Source organism: Pseudarthrobacter sp. efr-133-R2A-89 (assembly GCF_030209315.1).
In the GTDB taxonomy this organism is placed as follows: Bacteria; Actinomycetota; Actinomycetes; order Actinomycetales; family Micrococcaceae; genus Arthrobacter.
The window spans coordinates 76722-97377 of record NZ_JARVSE010000001.1 but is presented as its reverse complement, the minus strand read 5'-3'; the positions used below and the strand labels follow the sequence as shown (position 1 = coordinate 97377).

The following is a 20656-nucleotide window of genomic DNA, read 5'->3' as shown; positions in this document are numbered from 1 at the left end:
CGCATAGGCACCACGATAGCCGCACGGCCGGACGCGGCGCCTGTCCCGCGCCGAGGCCGTGGATCAGTCCGTGAAGCCGTGCGGCACGGGTGGCTGCGGGGTCACCAGACGGAGTCGCCGCGCAGGACGGCGTCGCTGCCGCCGTCGATGTAGACCACCTGACCGCACAGATGGGTATTTTCCTCGCCGCCAAGCCAGGCCAGCAGGCGGGCCACGGCGATCGGTTCGGCGATGCCGTTCAACGGCATCGGCACCATCGAAAGCAGGGCCTCCCGGCCTTCGGCTGTTTCAATCAGGCCCGCCGTCATGGGGGTGGCAATGATGCCGGGGGCGACCGCGTTGAGCGGGATGCCTGCGCCGGCCCACTCCGGGGTGGCCGCCTGCCGCCGGACCCAGCGGGAGAGTGCCAGCTTGGTGGAGGCGTAGATCAGACCCCCTGTGGTTTCCGGTTCCCGGGCCAGGACCTCGGCGCGGGCCAGCGACGCCGCTTCGTCCCCTGCCGTAAGGAGTGAAACGAGGTCGGGGTCGCTGGGCATCAGGGCGGCCATGGAGGATACCAGCACGGCCCGCGGGGCAGGGGAACCGGCCAAGAGCGGGCGCAGGCCATCGAGGGTGGCGACGGTGCCGAAGAAATTCACCGCCACGGTGGCCGCCGTGGGGGTGGCCAGGCCGGCCACCGCATACACGGCGTCCACCTGCCCCGCCAGTTCCCTGACTCCCTGCACCAGTGCTGTCCGCCCTGCGGGGGTTGAAAGGTCGGCGGTCACATCAGTGCCGTGGATGTCCACGCCAATGACGCGGCCGCCCCGCTGCTCCAGCAGCTCCTTGGTTGCCTTGCCGATGCCGGAGGCGGCACCTGTGACGACTGATATCCGGGTCATTGGATCCCCTTGCGCGTTGCTGCGGTGACGTGTGCGGTTTCACAGTAAAGGGGGCGTTGGCGGGCAGGACAGGGTCCAACGGCCCCTACGGCCCGGACCGGTCCGATGGCTCCCTGTCCTCACTTGACCCCGCCGGGGGCCAGGCGTATACCGAAAGAATCATCATGCTGGCCCCCGCTGGGCCCTGTATGGAGCCGGCTGCCCCTTGGTCTTGGACACGAAATATCTGGAGTTGTGATGGGTAGCGAACGTTTCGACGTGCTCCGCGAACAGGTCCGCGGGCAGGTCATCGAAGAGGACGACGCCGAGTATGAGGCTGCGCGCCTCGTCTACAACGGCATGATCAGCCGCCGTCCGGCAGCAGTCCTGCGGGTCTCGCAGGTGGCGGACGTCCTGGCGGCCGTCCGGTTCGCCAGGGGCCTTGGGATCGATGTCGCCGTGCGCGGCGGCGGACACAGCGCCCCGGGATTCGGGACGGTCGACGGCGGCCTGGTCCTTGATTTCTCGGCCCGCCGCGGCGTCCGCGTAGACCCCGCGGCACGGCTGGCCCGGGTGGAGCCCGGCGCCACGTGGGCGGACTACAACCACGCCACGCATGCGTTCGGGCTGGCCAGTACCGGCGGGATTATCGGTTCAACCGGGGTTGCCGGCCTCACGCTCGGCGGGGGCATCGGCTACCTCTCCCGGAAGTATGGGCTGAGCTGCGACAACCTTGCTTCAGCGGACGTGGTCCTTGCCGACGGCACCTTCGTCACGGCCAGCGAAGCGGAAAATGTGGACCTCTTTTGGGCGCTGCGGGGCGGAAGCGGCAACTTCGGCGTGGTGACGTCGATGGAATTCCGGCTGCACCCGGTGGACATGGTGCATGTGGGGATCATGTTCTTCGATGCCTCGGCCGGGGCTGCGGTGGGCGCTGCCTACCGGGAGTGGATTGCTGCCGAGCCCGACGAGATGGGGGCCTTCCTTGGATTCCACCAGGGACCGCCGGTTCCGTTCCTTCCCGAAGAATGGCACGGGAAACCGGTGGCCGTGATTGCCGGCATGTGGACGGGCGATCTTGACGCGGGGCCGGCACACTGGCGGCCGATGCTGGACGCGGGAACGGTGCTGGGCAGCTTCTTCGCACCCATGCCGTACCCGGCGCTGAACATCATGTTCGACGGACTCAGCGGCGTGCCGGGCCTGCAGGGCTACTGGAAGGCTGATTTCCTGCGCACCCTCAGCGACGAGGCGTTGCGGACCGCCGTCGAGTACGCACCCGGCATTCCCAGCGTCCACTCCGCCAACCACTTCTATCCGATCGACGGGGCGGTCCAGCGGGTAGCGCCCGAGGCCACCGCTTTCGCGTACCGCGACGTTGACTTTGCACCGGTCATCGCGGCGCAGTGGCCCGACCCGGCAGAGAACGAGCGGAACATTGCCTGGGTCCGGGAGTACTGGTCCGCGCTGCACGAATTCTCCGAGCCCGGCGGCTACCTCAACTTCCAGGACGCCGACGACCAGTGCCGGATCGAGGACACCCTCGGATCGAACTATGCGCGGCTGGCCCACCTCAAGGCGAAGTACGACCCCGACAACTTCTTCCACGTGAACCAGAACATCAAGCCCGCCGCGGCGGCGGCAGCCACGCCTGGATCGGAAGCCGTGCCGCACGAGGACGCTGCGCCACCCGCGGCACATCCGGCCGAGGGGGCCGCAGCGTCCTGAGGTGCGGGTGGCCACCTTAGGAAGGCGCGGGTCCTAACGCCGGAGCTGCGCCCACACGGCGGAGGGGTCTACGGAGGTGCCGTCGGCGAACACGAACTGGCCATCCGGGCGGAAGCCGGCGGCGTCCAGTTCCGCAGTGGTTCCGTTCCCACCGAGCCCGACGACGGCCGCGTAGTCTCCGTCAACCGCTGCGCCGGTGGTACCGGCCCACGGAATGGCCACCTGCTCCCCCACCGGGTGCGGCGTGTCCGACTGCCAGGTGCCGGCGTCGTCAAGGTCATGCCCCCAGCCCACGGGTCGGACCACGCTGCTGAGCGTGGACCCGGCGGGGACCGGCCACCCGCCGATCCGCAGCCGTGCGTCCGCGCCGGACGCGCCGCGCACACGCACCAGGCGAAGCTCGACGGCGCCGCGCGTCACCGAAACCACGGTCACTTCCGGACCAGGCGTGGCGGTACCGGCAGCTCCGCTGCCGTGGTCCGGACCGCCGTCGGGATCGATGGCAATCCAGTGCGTGGCCGCACGGGAAGCGCCCACCTGCACCCCGCCGGCGCGGAACTGGCCCAGGAAGTCAAAACCTGTGCGGTGGGTCAGCCGCCCGCGGGAATCGGCGAACACCACCGCATTGTCCAGGGACTCGGATGCCAGGTCCGGGAAGGTGGCCGTGGAATAGCCCAGGCGGGCGTACAGCGGTGAATCAGCCACCCGGGTTCCGGGGTTGGCATGGTCGGTTCCATGGTTGCGGACCCGGACCACGCCGTCCGCTGCCGTGCCATCCACCTGCCACCCCGGCGCCGGGATGAACAGCCGGGTATCTCCGGTCTCCACCGGCAACGGCTCCTCGACGGCGGTCCACGCCGGGTGGTCCGCCGGAAGGGCCAGGCCCAGCATCCCCTTGGCCGCCCAGTAGGGCGAACCTGCTCCGGAGTAGGACTGCTTCATGCCCGGGAACTCGCCGTGGAACCCAATGGTGAGCAGGCCGTCGTCGTTCGTCGCCCCACGGCCCATGAAATAGGCCAGGACACCGGACGCGGCCCGCCGCGAAACACCCGGACCCAACCGGGTATGGCCCAGCAGCTGCCCGCTCCAGAACGGGGCTGCCGCCGCAAAGCGGTAGATCAGGCTGCGGCCCTGGACCAGGGGCGCACCGTCGGCCCCCACCAGGTGGATGGCGTCGTCGAGGAAGTCCGCCAGCCGGCCGCCGTCCAGCGCCGCCCGCGCCTGCACCCGGGGATCCCCGGGCGCCATGAGCTGCAGCAACTGCGGATACACCTGGAAGGCCCAGCCCACATAGTGGTCGTACGCGCGCTCCGGTCCGTCGGCAAACCAGCCGTGCCCGCGGTGGAGCGAGTCGTGGACGGCCAGGCCGGCGTCGATATCCGCGTCCGAGGACCTGCCGCCAACGCCGGCGAGGAAGATCTCCACCACGATCTGGAACCACACCCAGTTAATCGGCGGGTAGGTTTCGCCAATCACCGTCTCGAACCACGCGATCAGCTGTTCCTGCACCCGGCGGGGCAGGGTGTCCCAGAGGACGTCGCGGGTCAGGGCCAGTCCTACGGCCAGCGATGCGGCTTCCACTTTGGCCTGGTCCAGTTCGCCCGGCGTGGGCCAGCGGTCGGGGTTGGCGGGGTCGGTGCCGGCGTCGAGGCCTTGCGCGTACCAGTCCGCGAGCCAGCGGGTGCCCTGCGGGTCTCCGGCGATCCGGAAGGAGGCGAGCAGGAAGGTCCGGGCGAAGGCTTCGAGCGAGTCGCTTCGGCGACCGTAGGCGCTGGTGGCGCCCGGAAGGAACAGGTTGGCGTGGTCCGCGGTGGCGAATCTGTGCGCCGAACGCAGCAGGTGGTCAGCGTAGGCGCACCAGTGGTCACGGGTCAGGCCGGTGAAGGGCGACAAGTTCCGGTCCAGCGGGGGTAGGACGAGGGCGGCGGGTCGGGCAGGGACAGTCATGGATTCCTAGGTTGAGTGTTGCCCGCGTGCCGGGCAGCGGGCCGGGCAGCAGGCCGCCCGCGGAAAGGCGTCAGGATTACGGCGAGTCCAGCAGCACACCCGTGGCAGCGCGCGGCGCTCCCACCGATGAATCACGCAGGATCAGGTCGGGATTCAGTTCCACCCGGTGCACCGGCCGCATCCGGCCCTCAGCGAGCCGGGCGGCCATGAGCTGGACCGCCACCTTGCCCACGTACTGCTTGGGCGGGCGGACGGCTGAAATGGCGGGTTCGCCGAGGTAGGCCACCTCGTCGTCGTATCCCACCACCGCGAGGTCCCCCGGCACGGCCAGTCCCTGGTCCACGCAGTGCTGGACGAATGCGACCGCCTGGGTGTCCGAATGCACCAATATGGCAGTGGTACCAGTTGTGGTGCACAATTCCAGCACTTGGTCGAAGTGCTTGGCCCGGTCACCGTTGACCTGTTTGACGGAGTCTTCGAGGACCGCTCCCTGGACCGGAATCTTGAGCGCGGTGAGGGCCTGCTGCCAGCCCCGCACGACGTGCGGGCTGGTGGGACTGGAGGAGTCCGTCAGGCAGCCGATCCGCCGGTGCCCTTCCTGCCACAGGTGACGCACGGCCATGCCGGCGCCAAAGGCATGGTCCGTGGCCACCCACTCGAGCCGGTGCGCCGGAACCTCGGGCGGCGAGCGGCGTTCGGCCAGCACCACCGGGATGGGCAGGGCGTTGAGCCACCGCAGCAGCTCCTGCCCGTGCTCGCCGCCCATGTCCGGCGCCACGATCAGTCCGTCGATGTTCTGGGTATCCAGGAGGGCCTGGACCTGCCGCCGGTTGTCTGCCGCGTCATAGGCGGATCCACGGACCAGGATCCGGAGGTTCTGCACTTCCGCTTCGGCACGCGCACCGCTGATCACCTGCGGCCAGTAGTAGTCCAGCGACGGAACCACCATGCCGATCGAATAGCTGTGGTTTGCCGGCCGGGCCGCCGCGGTGCGGTCCAGGGGGCTGGGCAGCGTGGCACCGCCGTGGACCCGGGACACCAGCCCTTCATCCGCGAGGGTGTTCACGTCGCGGCGGATGGTCAGCTCACTGACCCCGAACCTTGCTGCAATATCCCTGACGGTGATGGCACCATGGGCGCGCAATTCCTCCATGAGCCGTTCCCGGCGCTGTAGCGAGAACAGTGATTTCGCCTCCGCGCCGGCGGATTTTTCAGGACTCATGGTGTTGCCTCCACAGTGAGGGTGAATGCGCCCGGGGCGCCGGACGGGGTTGGCGCGCGGAAGCGCAGGCGGGTGAGTTTCGGTCCCCAGACGGCGGACAGCAGCGGGTCTTCCAGGTGCCATTCGTCCACGAGGACGACGGCGGATCCAGGCTCCCAGCGCAAGGCGGCTCCCCGCCCGGTTGCCGGGGCGCCGCCGGAGTCCGTGCCGGGAATACCGGCCGGGTGGACTTCCGCGCTGCCCGCCGGACCGACGCGGACGGTGCCGGAGGCCAGGAACGTGATGTCGACGTCGGACGCCGCTCCGTCCGGTGTTGAAGCGTGCGAGCCTCCTCTGTGCGGGCCGGCCCGGAGGTCCCAGTGGTCGGCAATAGTGACCCGGCCCGTGGCACGGTCCAGGGTGGACGTGCGGATCCACTGGTGCGGCTGCAGCCCGTAGGCTGCCCCCAGGGCGAGTCGAAGTCGTGGCTGCTCTGCCGTGGGCAACCCGAGGACTTCGGCCGCGAACCCGCTGCCTGTTCCCTGCTCCATGCCGAACGGGGCGGGGACGTTGTGCCAGCTGCTCTGCATGGCGCGGATATGGTAGCGGTCCGGACCAAACGTCTTTGCGGTGTACGTGGGCTGGCCGGCGTCCACCAGCAAGGGGGTGCCGTCCACGGCAACCACCACGGATCCGACGTCGCGGTGGTTATGGTGCTCGCCGTTGTGGCCGCCCTTCGCGGCCAGGAGCAGGCCGCGGGTGGAACCTGCTGCTTCCCGGGCAACCATGATCTGGACCGACGGCAGGTAGGTGAACGGCACCAGCGGGAAGGGGGCATTGACGCCCTGGTGGTGGCGCCCGGGCGCCGATATACCCAGGAACAGCGAGTGCAGGACACGGCCCAAACCGGCGGCTGCCTCCGGCGCCCCGGAGGGCATCGAGGCCGCGTGCCGTGCCGCGTTGTCCTCCCCCAGGCGCACCGCCCAGCGGTGGAGCATGTCCCACGGAAGTGCCGTGGCGGCGCGTGCAGGACCATCCGCCACGTTCAGGAACCAGGTGCCGCCGATATGCATCCGGTGCGGGAAGGCCACGAGCTCCCGGATTACCGGCAAGTCGGCACCAAGAACACCGCCAGTGGCCTCCTCCAACAGCGCCAGGCCTTCCAGGGCGCGGCCCGCCCCATTCCACCAGTAGGCGAATCCTTCGTCGATGGCGCCGTCCGCCGGGATGGAGGCCAGGAAACGGTCCAGTCCCTCGATGCAGCGGGCCAGGACCCGGGCCTGCAGGCGGGGATCGTCCACCAGGAACAGTGCCGCGGTGATGAGGTTCGAATGGATCCACGGATTCCAGTTGTGGACGTCACCGTCCAGGCCCAGCCAGTGCCAGTCGAGCCGTTCCAGGAAGGGCTGGATCACCCGTTGGTGGGTTTCCTCGCGCAGGCGCTTCCGCAGGCCGGGCGCCCGGCTGTCCAGGCCGGCGCCCAGGACGTGGTCCAGCCAGGCCAGTTGGGCGGCCACCTCGCCGGCACCCAGGTCGAGGAACGGCCGCCCCCGGTCCGGAACCACGTCCCCGGAGCAGCGGAATACGTCGTCGTGTGCCGCCCAGGACCAGGAGCTTTGCTCGCAGAGGAGGTAGGCGCCGTCCACAACATCATCGAGCCACTCGCCGGCTTCATCACGGTCGGCAGGTGTCAGGGCCATCACCACGGCCCGCGTGAGCCTCTGCTGCCGGGCAGCCACCAGATCCTCGTAGGCCGTGCGGTTGCCGTCACGAAAGTAGCGCGCGTAGTGGGAAACCAGCGGTTGCGGCCAGGCGGTCCCGTGTTCCTGGACTGCCTGCCGCTGCAGCGCCGCCAGGCTGGTGCCGGCCACGGACCGCCAGGCGGGATCTCCTGACGGGCGGACAGTGATGCGGGCCTCCGCGCCCTCCAGGGCGCGCAGCAACTCATCCGGTCGGGAGTGCGTTCCCCATGCCGAAGCGAGGGGGGCGCCGGGCGGCGTTGCCACGGCGGGGGTCTGCGGAACTGGCATCAAAGAACCGATTCTGTTGTTCGATCTTGATCGCTTAAGAGCGATCCAGATTATCTTGGTTGTTCTGTCTTGTTCATGAGTATGTACTGATTGTTAGATGTGATGCAAGACATGAACAGCGGTTCGACCCGCTCTCCAACCAATGAAGAAAGGAGGCCCAAATGTCGCGTAAACCCAAGGCCCTGCTGGTCATGAACCAGGGAACCTTTGCCGACCAGTTCGATTCCGTGCGGCTCGCCCGGCTGGCGGCGCTGGTGGACCTCGGCGAAGCGCCGTGGACCGATTCCCTGGATGATCCGGCGCTGGCCAACCACCTGGCGGATGTCGAGATCCTGCTGACCAGCTGGGGGGTGCCCCGCCTCGATGCACCTGCCCTTGCACGGATGCCCAACCTGCGCGCGGTGTTCCATTGCGCAGGTACGGTCCGCAGCTTCGTCACCCCGGAGCTGTGGGAACGCGGCATCCTGGTGACGAACGGCGCCGACGCCAACGCCATCCCGGTGGCCGAGTTCACATTCGCTTCGATCGTGCTGGCCGGCAAGAAGGCCCACGTGCTCGCGAATGACGCACGGATACACCGCGAGGACTGGGGCTATGCCACGGCGCGTGGGGAACTGGGAAACATCGGCCGGGTGATCGGCGTGATCGGGTTTTCCCGGATCGGCCGCCGGGTGGTCCGGCTGGTCCAGCAGCTGCAGGACGTGACCTGCCTGGTCAGCGACCCCCATGCGGATCCCGCGGCCGTGGCTGCCGCCGGCGGGAAGCTGGTGTCCCTGCATGAGCTTCTGGAATCCTCGGACATCGTCACGGTCCACGCCCCGGCCCTGCCGGAGACCCGGCACATGATCGGGGCCGCCGAGCTGCAGGCCATGAAGGACCACGCAACACTGATCAACACGGCGCGGGGTTCGCTGGTGGACACAAAGGCCCTCGAAGCCGAGTGCGCCACCGGCCGGATCCAGGCACTGCTGGACGTCACCGAACCCGAGCCGCTTCCGGCGGAATCGATCCTCTATGACCTGCCCAACGTGGAGATCACACCGCATATCGCAGGCTCCCTGGGAACGGAAACCCGGCGGATGTCTGATGCAGCACTGAACGACCTTGAACGCTACCTGACCGGGCAGCAACTCGCGGCGCAAGTGGTCTCAGCAGACCTCTCCCTCAGCGCCTGAACAACCTCACGCCGCACACGGCACACAACCAAAACCTCAAAGGAGAACGCAATGAAGCGCAGGACTTTCACCGCCATGGCGCTGGCCGTCACCGCAGGGCTCGGCCTGTCCGGATGCGCCGGGGCCGCAGGCACGGCACCGCAGGCGCAGGACGGCAAGACCACGTTGACCGTATCCGTGTGGAACTACGCAGGGACACCGGAATTCAAGGCCCTCTTCGACGGCTACGAAGCCAGCCACCCCAACGTCCACATCGAACCCGTAGACATCCTCGCCGACGACTACCCGCAGAAAGTCACCACCATGCTGGCCGGCGGCGACACCACCGACGTCCTGACCATGAAGAACGTCATCGACTATGCCCGCTACGCCAACAACGGGCAGCTCCAGGAAATCAACAACGTGGTGGACGCCGTGGGCAAGGACAAGCTGGCAACCCTTGACGCTTTCAACATCAACGACAAGTACTACGCGGCCCCGTACCGCCAGGACTTCTGGCTGCTCTACTACAACAAGGACCTCTTCAAGGCGGCCGGCATCGACGACCCCAAGGACCTGACCTGGGACAAGTACGCCGAGACCGCCAAGAAACTCAGCGGCACCGCCCCCGACGGCAAGAAGGTCTACGGTACCTACCAGCACATCTGGCGCTCGGTGGTCGAAGCCATCTCCGCGGCCCAGAACGGCAAGGACCAAAACAGCGGCGACTACAGCTACTTCAAGGACCAATACACCATGGCCCTTGACCTTCAGAAGAGCGGCGCCTCCCTGGACTACGCAACGGCCAAGAGCCAGAAGACCAGCTACCGGACCATGTTCGAAAGCGGCCAGGCAGCCATGATGCCCATGGGCACCTGGTACATCGCCGGCCTGCTGCAGGCCAAAAAGGACGGCAAGACCAACGTCAACTGGGGCCTTGCACCCATGCCGCAGAAGGACACGAACGGCAAAGTCACCACTTTCGGCTCCCCCACCGCGTTCGCCGTGAACAAGAACGCCACCCACTCCGACGAGGCCAGGAAGTTCATCGAGTGGGCCGCCGGCGAAGAAGGAGCCAAGGCCATCTCCAAGGTGGGCGTGGTCCCGGCCCTGCAGGACGACGCCGTGACGGACGCCTACTTCAAGCTCGACGGCATGCCCACCGATACCCTGTCCAAGAAGGCATTTGCGCCGGACAGCACCGCCCTGGAGATGCCGGTCAGCGACGAGTCCGCGGCCACGGACAAGATCCTGAACCAGGAGCACGACCTCATCATGGTCGGTGAGAAGTCGGTTGCCGACGGAATCGCCGAGATGGGCAAGCGTGTCAAGAGCGAAGTCCTGGGCCAGTAACAGGCAGCCATGACTACCAAAACCATCACCCTGGCCGCCGCGCCCGCAGCAGCCCCGGCGCCCGGCCGGGGCAACCGGAAACAGGCGCGGCGCAACACCCTGATCGGCTGGACGTTCATCCTGCCGAACTTCCTGGGATTCCTGGCCTTCACGCTCATCCCGGTGCTGGCCGCATTCGCCCTTTCCTTCATGGAATGGACCTCCTTCAGTGCCCCCAAATGGGTGGGACTGGCGAACTTCCAGCGGATGCTGGCCAGCGACTCCTTCTGGGTGGCCCTGCGGAACACCGTGGTCTACGCGATCGGGCACGTGCCGCTGACCATGGCCCTGGCCCTACTGCTGGCCATGCTCCTGAACCGCAAGCTCAAAGGCATTGGCTTCTTCCGGGTGGCCATCTTCTTCCCGTACATCACCTCCCTGGTGGCTGTCGCCGTCGTCTGGAACATGCTCTTCAGCCCGGACAACGGACCCATCAACCAGTTCCTGCACGCGATCGGCATCGCCAACGCGCCGGGCTGGACCTCCAGCTCGGACTGGGCTCTTCCCGCCGTCATCATCACCAGCGTCTGGCGTGACATGGGCTATTACATGGTGCTGTACCTGGCGGGCCTGCAGGCCATCCCCGCGGAACTTTACGAGGCCGCGGAGGTTGACGGCGCCAGCGCCTGGCAGCGGTTCTGGAACGTCACCATTCCGTCGCTGCGGCCCACCACGTTCTTCGTGGTGGTCATGCTGACGGTTTCCAGCTTCAAGGTCTTCGACCTCATCGTTGTGATGACCAACGGAGGTCCCGGCCGCTCCACCACGGTCCTGTCCCAGCTCATCTACCAGGAGGGCATCGGCGAAGGGAAGTTCGGCTACTCGTCCGCGATCTCGCTCGTGCTGTTCCTGATCGTGCTGACGGTCACCGTCCTGCAGTTCAAGATCCAACAGCGGAGGGAACGCTGATGACCAACATGGCCGAAGACCTCAAGGCCGAGTCCCGGCTCCTGGGAACCGGGCTTCCCCCGAACACCGCCGAAGAGGACCGCCGCACCGAACGCCGCCGTTCACCGCGGGAGCAGAAAAAACGCACCACAGACCTTGTCATCTACGCCGTGCTGGCCGTGCTGGTGGTGGCGCTCATGGTGCCGTTCATCTGGATGGTCTCCTCCTCGCTGAAGGAAAACAACCAGGTCCTGACGGTGCCCATCCAATGGATTCCCAGCGAGTTCGTGTGGAGCAACTACACGGACATCTGGACCCGGATCCCCATGATGGGGTACCTGCAGAACTCGCTGTACCTGGCCGTGATCATCACCTGCCTGCAGGTGCTCACCGGATCGCTGGCCGCCTACGGCTTCTCCAAGGTCCGTTTCCCGGGCCGGGACGTCCTGTTCCTTTGCTACATCGGCACCATCGCCGTGCCCTGGCAGGCCTACATGGTGCCGCAGTACATCATGATGCAGAACCTGGGCCTGACCAACAGCTTCAATGCCCTGATCCTGCTCCAGGCGTTCGGCGCGTTCGGCGTATTCCTCATGCGCCAGTACTACATGACCATTCCTGATGAACTGTGCGAAGCGGCCCGGATCGATGGCTTGAGCGAATACGGGATCTGGGCCCGGGTGATCCTGCCGCTGTCCAAGCCGGCGCTGGCCAGCCTGGCGCTGCTGACGTTCGTGAACACGTGGAACGACTACATGGGCCCGTTCATCTACCTCACCTCCAACCGGCTCTGGACCGTGCAACTGGGGCTGCGTTCCTTCGTGGGCCAGTTCGACGCCGAGTACGCCATGATCATGACCGGCTCGGTGATCTCGGTGATCCCCATCCTGGCCATCTTCCTGATCGGGCAGCGGTACTTTATCCAGGGCATCGCCACGAGCGGGATGAAGGGATGACCTCCGTGGCACAGGACCACACGTCCCGGCCTGGAGGGCCCGCCCGGCGCGGCCTGGCCGGGCGCATCCCCAGCCCCGGGTTCGACGCGTTCGGCAGCATCTTTGGCTTCATCTACACCTTCCTGGCCGGGAACGTGCTCATGGCACTCGCCAACGCCCCGCTGGTGCTGTGCCTCGCACTGGTGGCGGATCCGGCTGCGGCATGGCCCTTCTTCCTGGCGCTGTGCGTCACCGTCGCGCCGTCTCTCGCCGGACTCTTCGCCTCCTTCCAGGCATTGCACGACGACGGCGCCGCGGCCAAGCCGGTGGCCTCCTTCCTGCGGGGCTACCGGCGCGGTTTCCGGCGGGCAGCCCCGCTCGGACTCGCGGCCGTGGCGGTACTGCTCTTCCTTGGCGTGGACCTGGCGATCGTGCAGTCCATGCCGGCCGCCGCACTCCTGGTGCCCGTGATCGCGGTGGCCGCCGCGATGACCATGAGCGTGGCCGTGATGGCGATTGCCGGCGTCGTCCTCCTTCCCGGCAGCGGGTTGAAAAGCCTGCTCAAGGCCTCCCTCTACCTGTCCGTCCAGCGCTGGTACCTGAGCCTGGCCATGCTGGTGCTGCTGGGGATCATTGCCTCCGCGGCCCTGCTGCAGCCGGTCCTGGGCGTGGCCCTGGCGCCGGCACCGCTGCTGTTCGTGGCCTGGAGCAACGCCGCCTACGCCTATTCTTCCGTCCTGCGCACTCCCTAGGATTCCCTCCGTGCACACCTTTGCCATCGGCAGCCACGACTTCCTGCTGGACGGGGAGCCGTTCCGCATCCTCTCCGGCGCCATCCACTACTTCCGCATCCACCCGAACCTTTGGGCAGACCGGATCCGCAAGGCGCGGCTGATGGGCCTGAACACCATCGAAACGTATGTGCCTTGGAACGAGCACTCCCCCGCCCCCGGAGAGTTCCGGACCGACGGCGGCCTGGACCTTGCCCGGTTCCTGGACCTGGTAGACGCGGAAGGAATGCGGGCCATCGTGCGGCCGGGGCCCTATATCTGCGCGGAATGGGACAACGGCGGGCTGCCGGCGTGGCTCTTCACCGATCCCTCCATCGGTATCCGCAGCAGCGAACCCCGTTACCTGGCGGCGGTGGATGGTTTTATGGGGAACCTGCTGCCCACCGTGGTGGAGCGGCAGGCCACCCGCGGCGGGCCGGTCATCCTGTTCCAGATCGAGAACGAGTACGGCGCCTACGGCTCGGACAAGGCGTACCTGCAACACCTGGTGGAGGTGGCCCGGCATGCAGGCGTGGACGTTCCCCTGTTTACCTGCGACCAGCCGTTCGGGACCATGATTGAGGACGGCTCACTGCCAGGGCTGCACAAGACAGGCACCTTTGGTTCCCGTGCCGCAGAGCGGCTGGCGTTCCTGCGGGAACGGCAGGCGGACGGCCCGCTCATGTGCGCAGAGTTCTGGAACGGCTGGTTCGACACCTGGGGAACGCACCACCACACCACGGACGCCGCCGCGTCCGCCGCCGAGCTGGACACCTTGCTGTCCGCCGGGGCGTCGGTGAACATCTACATGTTCCACGGCGGCACGAACTTCGGCTTCACGAACGGTGCGAACGACAAAGGCATCTACGAACCCACCATCACCTCCTACGACTATGACGCCCCGCTGTCCGAAGACGGATACCCCACCGACAAGTACTTTGCGTTCCGCGAGGTTATCGCGAAGCATTTCCCCGTTCCTCCGGAGGTCCCTTCGCGGCGCCCGGCTGCTGCCGGGTCGGCGGTGGTTGTGGGGTCGAGCGCCGCGCTACTCGACGTTGCCGGCGCCCTGCCCGCCGCAGCGGTACCCGGCCCCGTGCCGCCGGCCGAGGCCACCGGACAGTACCGCGGCTTCGTCCTCTATGAACGGCACATGCCCGACGCCGGAGTCCTCACCTTCAGCGACGTCCGGGACCGCGCCCAGTTCTTCCTCGACGGCGTCCCGGTGGGTGTCCTGGCCCGCGAACTCGGCGAACGGACCGTCGTCCTGCCGTCAGGAGGGAAACTGCAGGTCCTGGTCGAAGACCAGGGCCGGGTCAACTACGGGCCACGGATCGGCGAAGCCAAGGGCCTGATCGGGCCGGCGCTGCTGGATGGCGTTGAGCTTCCGGACTGGAGCATCCGGCGCGTGGACCTTTCGTCCCTCACGGCGTTCCGGGCCGCAGCGGTGCTGCTGCCTGGATCCGGGGGCGTGCAGCCGCACGGCTCCGGCGGCGTGGCCGGACCGTCCGTCTCCTTCGCCACCTTCACGGCCGACGGTCCAGGCGACCGGTATTTGCGGCTGGACGGCTGGACCAAGGGCAACGCCTTCATCAACGGCTTCAACCTGGGCCGTTACTGGAGCCGCGGGCCGCAGCGCACGCTCTACGTGCCAGGACCCCTGATCCGGGCGGGCAGCAACGAACTCGCCATTCTCGAACTGCAGGGCAGCGCCACCCGCGCAGCGCGCTTCGTGTCCGGGCCGGACCTTGGGCCGGACGAAAAGTAGGTCCGCCCGCCTGGAGGCGGCGACACCTGCCGCGGGACGTCGTCGTTAAAGGATGCGCTGGTACATGCGGTGGTCCTGCCACTGGCCCGCGATCCGCAGGTATGCCCGGGCGGTGCCGTACGCCTCGAAGCCATTCTTTTCCAGCACCCGTTGCGATGCCGTGTTGTGGACGAGCGTGGCGGCCTCTAGGCGGTGCAGGCCGAGTTGGGCCTTGGCAATGATCATCGCCGCGGCCAGCGCGGACGTCATGAGCCCTCCCCCTTGGGCGTCCTGCGCGGTCCAGTAACCCACATGGGCGTTTTGGAAGGCGCCGCGGACGATCGAGCTCAGGTTCAGCAAGCCGACCACTGAGTTGTCCGCCACGAGGACCATGGGGAGTGCGGTGCCGTCGTCGAGGTCCTTCAGCCGGCGGGTGAGGACGTCATGCTGGCCCTGGACCGTGTAAAACTCCTCGGGCCTGACCGGTTCCCACGGTGCGAGGTAGGCGCGGTTGGCCTGGAACGCAGCGGCCAGCGGCCCGGCATCGGACAGGTGGACGGGACGGAGCACGATGCCGTTGGCGAGTTCGCAGGAGAAGTCCACGCGCCCAGACTACCCGCCGTGCGGGTGTGGCGGATCGCCCCGGCAGGGTGCTACAGCGCGGCCCGTGCCCGCCGTGCTACTGGGCGGTGCCCGTCTTCGCGGCATACGCAATGGCCTGCGCGCGGACCTGCCGGATGTAGGGATCTGACTGGTTGTACGAGTAGATGGCATCTGTCCACCCCTGCGCGGTGGTCAGGTCGCGGCCGTGGGCGCACAGGTACGTCGCGGCGGTAAGGGCTGCGTCGTCCAGGTTGAACGGATCCGCCACGCCGTCGCCGTTTCCGTCCAGGCCCGCCATCTTCCAGGTGGAAGGGATGAACTGCATCGGTCCAACGGCGTGGTCCCAGCGGGCGTCACCATCCAAGGCACCGCCGTCCGTGTCAGGGATGGCGGCGAAGCCGGCGCCGTTGAGGCTTGGGCCCACGATGGGGCCCGTTGCTTGACCTTCACTGTCCAGGCTCCCGCCGCCGTAGCTTCCGTGCGCCGATTCGACGAAGCCCACCGCCGCCACCGTGTTCCAGCCAATCCCGCAGCCAGGATTGGACCCGTTGGCAGCCGCAGCCGCGGCAACATATGCGCGCAACGCGGGAGCGGGGATCCCGGTCTGCGCGGCCGCCTGCGCGAGCCACCCACCGTCCGGGGTTCTGGTCACATTCACCGCCGTCGTCATGCCGGCGGACAACGCATCCATCTTTACGGCCGCCCGGGGCGGCGGCGAAAAGACCCCGCGTGCGTCCGCCGCCGGCTGCCCGATGACCCAGAACGAGAACGCCGCGATGGCGCCCACCAGGAAGAGGCAGAGAACCAGGTAGCGTTTGAAACGGAGCACTGACCAATCAAACCATTTCCGGCCGCGGCCGGTTGACGGCTGGGTACCATCAGGCATGGGCAGAAGGAATTACCTGGTGGAAGGTGGTTCAGGGACTGGAAAGACCGCAGTATGCAACGAGTTGCGGCGGCGCGGTTTCCAGGCCATCAACGGCGACCGGGAGCTGGCCTACCAGGGTGATCCGGAAACCGGTGAACCGCAGGCGGGCATCACGGGCGTCGCTGCGCATCAGCACCACCTCTGGCGGGTGGGTGAGGTGGAAGCCATCGCCTCGGACCGCAGTGAAGCGCTGACCTTCTTCTGCGGCGGCTCAAGAAACCTCGAAAAGTTCGTCCACCTGTTTGACGGCGTCTTCGTCTTGGAGGTGGACCTGGAGACGCTGCAGCGTCGGCTTGACGGGCGGCCCGATGACGAATGGGGCGGGCGGCCGGCGGAACGGGCCCTGATTGAGCACCTGCACAGGACACGGGAGGACATCCCGGCTGGCGGCATCACGATCGACGCCACCGTGCCGCTCCGTGACGTGGTGGACGAGATCCTGCGGCGGGTCCAGCCGACGGGCGGGGCCTGACGTTCCCGCGGTGCCACCCTTAGGGCGGTCTCTTGAGGTGGACGGCCGCGGCCCGCGGCGCCCGCCGGGAAGTCACCCCGGTCCGGCGCCGGGGAGTTTAAGTGCGGTCTTCCATCGAGCGCGCGGCGGGAGCAAACTGCGAGAACGCGGGTGCCCGCGTACACACCATCCAGCAGAAAGGCGTTCCAATGACCACTTTCGAACCTCTCCTTGGGATCGGCGTCAGCGAGATGCAAAGCGCCGCGGGGAGGGAAGTCAAGAGGATCATGGCCGAGGCAGGCGGCGACCGTCTCAAGGCCGACAAGATCGTTCTCAACAAACTCCTTGAACTCCAGTTCATCACCGAAGCCGAGTTGCCCGTATTGACGCACATCTGCGAACTGGGATACGCCGTCACGGGCGGCAAACACGACGCTGCCGCGGCCCACACCGAGGTCAAGAAGGCGTACGAGGAGCTCCTGGTCCGCGGCAACGCCACCCCCGTGGCACTGTCCTATGCGTCGGGCGCCATGGGATCCTACGTGCCAACCGGTTCCGGCGGACAGACCACAGTCGTCTACAAGAAATCAGGCGGCAACTGGCAAGGGACCCTGGCCGGGGCGGGAGCCATCATCGGAGGATACTTCGGGGGGCCGGGCGGCGCGGCCGTCGGTGGCGCCATCGGCGGTGTCCTCGGCAAGATTGTCGACGACTGCTGACGTGGGGCACTGAAACACCCGGGTGCGCAACAGGTGCACACGGCATCTTTGGGTGTGCTGACTCGCGCCTCGCCGCGGAGATCATTTTCGACGTCGGCCTCGGCGATGTCTTTGTGGTGCGGACAGCAGGGCACGTCCCCGACTACGCCGTGCTCGGCCCGCTCGAATACTGCTCACGACAGCCGGCGTCCTCTGGGTCGGCCATACCGGGCTGGCGCCTGCAGGGCCTATTCGATTCCGGGCAAAGAAAAATGCAGCGCGCCATTGGCGCGCTGCATTTTGTAGTCACTTCTGAGGAGGCGTTAGCCGTCGCTGCCGGCAGCGGACGTGCCGGCAGATGAAGTGCCTGGCCGGGGGTGGCCGAGGGCCGAGGAGCCTGCGGCAGGGGAAAGACCCAAACGGCGGACGATTTCGGCTGCTTCCTCTGCAGGAGTCCGGCCCACGTCGATGACGACAGTATTTTCCTCTGGTCCCGGAGGTTCCAGCGTGGCGATCTGTGAATCCAGCAGGGTGGCCGGCATGTAGTGGTCCATGCGGCTCGTCAGGCGCCGGGCGATCTGTTCCTTGGAGCCCGACAGATGCACGAAGACGACGTTCTTTTCGCGGAGCCGGTCACGGTAGATCTTCTTCAGCGCCGAGCAGGTAATGATGCCTGGTATCCCGGCCATGGTGTGTTCGATGATCCATGAGGCGATCGTGTCCAGCCACGGCCAACGGTCGTCATCGGTCAGGGGGATGCCGGAGGCCATCTTTTCGATGTTCTCAGGTGAATGGAGATCGTCGCCCTCCTCGAGGTCCCAGCCAAGCTGGCCGGCGAGGATGCCAGCCACCGTGGACTTGCCGGAGCCTGACACACCCATGATGACAAGGACGGGCTGTTGGTCCTGCCCTGGTGCGTGCACTGAGTCCTGCGTCATGGAATCACCACGGAAAGAAGCATCACCAGGCCGAAGCCGACGAGCGAGATCAGCGTCTCCATCACGGACCAGGTCTTGAAGGTCTGGCCCACGGTCAAGCCGAAGAGTTCCTTTACCAGCCAGAATCCTGCGTCGTTGACGTGGGAGAGGAACAGCGATCCTGCGCCCACCGCGAGTGCCAGCAGGCCTGCGTGCACCGGCGAAAGGGACGTGGCCAATGGGGCGACAATGCCGGCGGCCGTGACGGTTGCCACGGTGGCCGAACCCGTGGCCAGCCGCATGGCCACGGCGATGAGGAACCCAAGGACCAGCACGGAGATGTTCGCACCGGTGGCCCATTTCGCGACGGCGTCTCCGACGCCGGCGCCGATCAGTGTCTGCTTGAACCCGCCGCCGGCGCCGACGATGAGGATCACCGCGGCGATCGGTCCCACGGAGGCACCGATTTTGCCGCCGATCTTGTTGCCGGAGAAGCCGACGGCGTAGCCGAAGGTCACCAGCGCCAGGAGCACTGCGAGGGTCATGGCGACAAGGGGTTCTCCGATGAAGTCGAAGAACACGCGTGCGGCGCTCGGGTTCTTTGCGTCCGGGGAGATGATGTCAACGATCGCCTTGAGGAGCATGAGTACGACGGGGAAGACGATGGTCAGCAGGGTGACGAGGAAGGACGGCTGGCGTTTGGCTTCCGGGTCGGCCTGCGTGTGTTCGGTGTCGATACCGCCGGCCAGCTTCGGTGCGTCGACGGGAACCCAGCGCGCGGCGTAGATCGCGAAAAGCGGTCCGCAGATAATAACGGTGGGAATGGCGATCAGGAGGCCGAGGGCCAATGTGATTCCGAGCGGGGCGTTCAGGCTTGAAATGGCAACCAGGGGGCCGGGGTGCGGCGGAACCAGTCCGTGGAGCACGGAAAGGCCGGCAAGGGCTGGAATGGCGACCCGCATCAGTTTTCCGCCGGACCGCTGGGCGACCAGCACGATGACCGGCAGCAGGAGGACCAGGCCGATCTCGAAGAACATCGGCAGACCGATGATCACCGCCACCAGGGCCATGGCCCATGGCAGGAGCTTCGGGGAGACCTTGCCAAGCAAGGTGTCCACCACGCGGTTTGCCCCGCCGGAATCGGCCAGCAGTTTGCCCAGCATCGCGCCCAGGGCAATCAGCAGGCCCACTTCCTTCAGGGTGTTGCCCACGCCATCTTCGAAGTTGCTGATGACCTTGTCCAAGCCGACGCCGGATGCCAGCCCGACAAAGGCCGAGCCGAGCACCAGTGACAGGAAGGGATGAAGTTTGAATTTGACGATCAGCAGCACAATGAGGGCGATGCCGATCGCGGCGACCACCACGAGTTGGGTGTCGTGGCCGTTCCAGGGCTGCGCTGCCGCAGGAAGGAGGAGGGGTGTCATGGGTTTCCTTGGGTTGGGGCGGAACCGGGATCTGTTTGTTTTTGACCGGACCGCCAAATATGCTGTGGATCACCGTACACACTAAATACGATTTATGGAACCCGGCGGCGCTGCCAACAAATTAACGTGCCTCCGGCCCAAGGGGGACGCTGCGATGACTGATCAACCAGGGACCGCCCGGCATGTCAGCCGGCATTCTGCGATTGTCGAGCGGCTCGGAAGCGACATTACGTCCGGCAAGCTGGCCACCGGCCTGGTACTCCGCTCCGAAGACATGGAGCAGCAGTACGACGTCACGCGATCTGTGCTCCGCGAAGGCCTGCGCGTCCTGGAAACACTGGGAATGGTGACCTCCCGGCGCAGCGTGGGCGTATCCATCCGCCCCCAAGCCGAGTGGAACGTCTTCGATCCACTCGTGGTCAGGTGGCGCCTGAACGGTTCAGGCAGGGCAGCCCAGCTTCGGTCTCTGACCGAGCTCCGCTCCGCCGTCGAACCGCTGGCCGCGAAACTGGCTGCCACGCGCATAGCGGCGGAGGACGGCCGCCTGCTGCTTGAACTCGCGGCAGGACTTGAAGTCACTGCCGAAGCCGGCGACCTCGAAGCCTTTCTACCCTTGGACATCCAATTCCACGCGCTGATCCTCAAAGCGTCCGGGAACGAGATGCTGCTCAACCTCGAATCGGCGATCGGAGAGGTCCTGACCGGGCGAACCCAACACGGGCTGATGCCCGACAGGCCCGAACCCGAGCCGCTCCGCCTGCACCTCGAAGTCGCACGGGCCGTTGTCGCCAGCGAACCCGCGGCAGCACATGCGGCCATGCAACGCATCGTGGACATCGCGGGCCAGGAAATGGACGCAATTTTGGGGTAGGGACCCGGTATGCAGGTAGAAACCCAGGTTCCCCTCCCCGGAGGCAGGGCGTTAGGCCCTGTCGGTGCCACCAGGTCAGGTATCTACTGAAAGGACGGCGGGCCTTGCGTGGCCC

General features: G+C 66.9%; 18 protein-coding genes and 1 pseudogene. 11 read left to right on the top strand and 8 right to left on the bottom strand.

Annotation, left to right across the window (positions count from 1 at the left end):
* Positions 1–101 precede the first annotated feature (101 nt).
* Entirely contained in the window at positions 102–881 is a 780-nt protein-coding gene (locus QRM95_RS00450) for an SDR family oxidoreductase (protein WP_285245969.1), read from the bottom strand.
* A 237-nt stretch (positions 882–1118) separates the two neighbouring features.
* Between QRM95_RS00450 and QRM95_RS00445 the strand changes: the two genes are divergently transcribed.
* Positions 1119–2588 (top strand): FAD-binding oxidoreductase, encoded by a 1470-nt coding sequence (locus QRM95_RS00445; RefSeq protein ID WP_285245968.1) that lies wholly within the window; start codon positions 1119–1121, stop codon positions 2586–2588.
* A gap of 33 nt (positions 2589–2621) precedes the next feature.
* On the opposite strand, the gene QRM95_RS00440 is transcribed toward QRM95_RS00445, so the two are convergent.
* The 3 genes from QRM95_RS00440 to QRM95_RS00430 form a co-directional block, all read right to left on the bottom strand.
* The gene (locus QRM95_RS00440; protein ID WP_285245967.1) at positions 2622–4535 is read right to left on the bottom strand and encodes a DUF2264 domain-containing protein; all 1914 of its coding nucleotides are present in this window, start codon (positions 4533–4535) and stop codon (positions 2622–2624) included.
* A 76-nt stretch (positions 4536–4611) separates the two neighbouring features.
* Positions 4612–5757 carry a LacI family DNA-binding transcriptional regulator gene (locus QRM95_RS00435; protein ID WP_285245966.1) on the bottom strand — a complete coding sequence of 382 codons (1146 nt, stop codon included), beginning with the start codon at positions 5755–5757 and terminating at the stop codon, positions 4612–4614.
* On the bottom strand, positions 5754–7766 hold the full coding sequence (locus QRM95_RS00430; RefSeq protein ID WP_285245965.1) for a heparinase II/III family protein: 2013 nt from the start codon (positions 7764–7766) through the stop codon (positions 5754–5756). The genes QRM95_RS00435 and QRM95_RS00430 overlap by 4 nt, the downstream gene beginning before the upstream one ends.
* 161 nt (positions 7767–7927) lie before the next feature.
* On the opposite strand from QRM95_RS00430, the gene QRM95_RS00425 reads away from it, so the two are divergent.
* From QRM95_RS00425 to QRM95_RS00400, 6 genes are read left to right on the top strand one after another with little or no spacing between them, the layout of a single operon-like run.
* On the top strand, positions 7928–8941 hold the full coding sequence (locus tag QRM95_RS00425) for a hydroxyacid dehydrogenase (protein WP_285245964.1): 1014 nt from the start codon (positions 7928–7930) through the stop codon (positions 8939–8941).
* Positions 8942–8992: 51 nt separating this feature from the next.
* On the top strand, positions 8993–10273 hold the full coding sequence (locus QRM95_RS00420) for an ABC transporter substrate-binding protein (protein WP_285245963.1): 1281 nt from the start codon (positions 8993–8995) through the stop codon (positions 10271–10273).
* Positions 10274–10282: 9 nt separating this feature from the next.
* Entirely contained in the window at positions 10283–11221 is a 939-nt protein-coding gene (locus QRM95_RS00415; protein ID WP_285245962.1) for a carbohydrate ABC transporter permease, read from the top strand.
* Entirely contained in the window at positions 11221–12156 is a 936-nt protein-coding gene (locus QRM95_RS00410) for a carbohydrate ABC transporter permease (protein ID WP_285245961.1), read from the top strand. The genes QRM95_RS00415 and QRM95_RS00410 overlap by 1 nt, the downstream gene beginning before the upstream one ends.
* Entirely contained in the window at positions 12153–12887 is a 735-nt protein-coding gene (locus tag QRM95_RS00405; protein WP_285245960.1) for a DUF624 domain-containing protein, read from the top strand. Before QRM95_RS00410 ends, QRM95_RS00405 begins: the two co-directional genes overlap by 4 nt.
* Positions 12888–12897: 10 nt before the next feature.
* A complete protein-coding gene (locus QRM95_RS00400) occupies positions 12898–14670 on the top strand; it encodes a glycoside hydrolase family 35 protein (protein ID WP_285245959.1) in 1773 nt (590 codons plus the stop codon).
* A 45-nt stretch (positions 14671–14715) separates the two neighbouring features.
* Here QRM95_RS00400 and QRM95_RS00395 read toward each other — a convergent pair whose 3' ends face one another.
* Together QRM95_RS00395 and QRM95_RS00390 are read right to left on the bottom strand one after the other, a co-directional pair.
* Positions 14716–15252 (bottom strand): GNAT family N-acetyltransferase, encoded by a 537-nt coding sequence (locus QRM95_RS00395; RefSeq protein ID WP_285245958.1) that lies wholly within the window; start codon positions 15250–15252, stop codon positions 14716–14718.
* A gap of 76 nt (positions 15253–15328) precedes the next feature.
* Positions 15329–16081 carry a lytic transglycosylase domain-containing protein gene (locus QRM95_RS00390; RefSeq protein WP_285245957.1) on the bottom strand — a complete coding sequence of 251 codons (753 nt, stop codon included), beginning with the start codon at positions 16079–16081 and terminating at the stop codon, positions 15329–15331.
* Between the two features lie 55 nt (positions 16082–16136).
* Between QRM95_RS00390 and QRM95_RS00385 the strand changes: the two genes are divergently transcribed.
* The 3 genes and pseudogenes from QRM95_RS00385 to QRM95_RS00375 all read left to right on the top strand — a co-directional run.
* Positions 16137–16652: an AAA family ATPase gene (locus tag QRM95_RS00385; RefSeq protein ID WP_285245956.1), complete on the top strand. Its 516-nt coding sequence runs from the start codon at positions 16137–16139 to the stop codon at positions 16650–16652.
* A 188-nt stretch (positions 16653–16840) separates the two neighbouring features.
* Entirely contained in the window at positions 16841–17350 is a 510-nt protein-coding gene (locus tag QRM95_RS00380) for a hypothetical protein (RefSeq protein ID WP_285245955.1), read from the top strand.
* A 44-nt stretch (positions 17351–17394) separates the two neighbouring features.
* A pseudogene (locus QRM95_RS00375) lies at positions 17395–17520 on the top strand (carbonic anhydrase); the annotation flags it as partial.
* 132 nt (positions 17521–17652) lie between these two features.
* On the opposite strand, the gene QRM95_RS00370 reads toward QRM95_RS00375, so the two are convergent.
* Together QRM95_RS00370 and QRM95_RS00365 are read right to left on the bottom strand one after the other, a co-directional pair.
* Positions 17653–18267, bottom strand: a complete 615-nt coding sequence (locus QRM95_RS00370; protein ID WP_285245954.1) for a gluconokinase — start codon at positions 18265–18267, stop codon at positions 17653–17655.
* Complete coding sequence (locus QRM95_RS00365; protein ID WP_285245953.1) at positions 18264–19670, bottom strand: GntT/GntP/DsdX family permease; 1407 nt, start codon at positions 19668–19670, stop codon at positions 18264–18266. Before QRM95_RS00365 ends, QRM95_RS00370 begins: the two co-directional genes overlap by 4 nt.
* Before the next feature lie 154 nt (positions 19671–19824).
* Here QRM95_RS00365 and QRM95_RS00360 point away from each other — a divergent pair, with 154 nt between their 5' ends.
* A complete protein-coding gene (locus tag QRM95_RS00360) occupies positions 19825–20541 on the top strand; it encodes a FadR/GntR family transcriptional regulator (RefSeq protein ID WP_285245952.1) in 717 nt (238 codons plus the stop codon).
* Positions 20542–20656: the final 115 nt, after the last annotated feature.

What these genes read in the sequence shown, in the direction of transcription:
- QRM95_RS00450 (WP_285245969.1), bottom strand. Translation starts at nt 881, where the DNA reads ATGACCCGGATATCAGTCGTCACAGGTGCCGCCTCCGGCATCGGCAAG.
- QRM95_RS00445 (WP_285245968.1), top strand. Translation starts at nt 1,119, where the DNA reads ATGGGTAGCGAACGTTTCGACGTGCTCCGCGAACAGGTCCGCGGGCAG.
- QRM95_RS00440 (WP_285245967.1), bottom strand. Translation starts at nt 4,535, where the DNA reads ATGACTGTCCCTGCCCGACCCGCCGCCCTCGTCCTACCCCCGCTGGAC.
- QRM95_RS00435 (WP_285245966.1), bottom strand. Translation starts at nt 5,757, where the DNA reads ATGAGTCCTGAAAAATCCGCCGGCGCGGAGGCGAAATCACTGTTCTCG.
- QRM95_RS00430 (WP_285245965.1), bottom strand. Translation starts at nt 7,766, where the DNA reads ATGCCAGTTCCGCAGACCCCCGCCGTGGCAACGCCGCCCGGCGCCCCC.
- QRM95_RS00425 (WP_285245964.1), top strand. Translation starts at nt 7,928, where the DNA reads ATGTCGCGTAAACCCAAGGCCCTGCTGGTCATGAACCAGGGAACCTTT.
- QRM95_RS00420 (WP_285245963.1), top strand. Translation starts at nt 8,993, where the DNA reads ATGAAGCGCAGGACTTTCACCGCCATGGCGCTGGCCGTCACCGCAGGG.
- QRM95_RS00415 (WP_285245962.1), top strand. Translation starts at nt 10,283, where the DNA reads ATGACTACCAAAACCATCACCCTGGCCGCCGCGCCCGCAGCAGCCCCG.
- QRM95_RS00410 (WP_285245961.1), top strand. Translation starts at nt 11,221, where the DNA reads ATGACCAACATGGCCGAAGACCTCAAGGCCGAGTCCCGGCTCCTGGGA.
- QRM95_RS00405 (WP_285245960.1), top strand. Translation starts at nt 12,153, where the DNA reads ATGACCTCCGTGGCACAGGACCACACGTCCCGGCCTGGAGGGCCCGCC.
- QRM95_RS00385 (WP_285245956.1), top strand. Translation starts at nt 16,137, where the DNA reads ATGGGCAGAAGGAATTACCTGGTGGAAGGTGGTTCAGGGACTGGAAAG.
- QRM95_RS00380 (WP_285245955.1), top strand. Translation starts at nt 16,841, where the DNA reads ATGACCACTTTCGAACCTCTCCTTGGGATCGGCGTCAGCGAGATGCAA.
- QRM95_RS00370 (WP_285245954.1), bottom strand. Translation starts at nt 18,267, where the DNA reads ATGACGCAGGACTCAGTGCACGCACCAGGGCAGGACCAACAGCCCGTC.
- QRM95_RS00365 (WP_285245953.1), bottom strand. Translation starts at nt 19,670, where the DNA reads ATGACACCCCTCCTCCTTCCTGCGGCAGCGCAGCCCTGGAACGGCCAC.
- QRM95_RS00360 (WP_285245952.1), top strand. Translation starts at nt 19,825, where the DNA reads ATGACTGATCAACCAGGGACCGCCCGGCATGTCAGCCGGCATTCTGCG.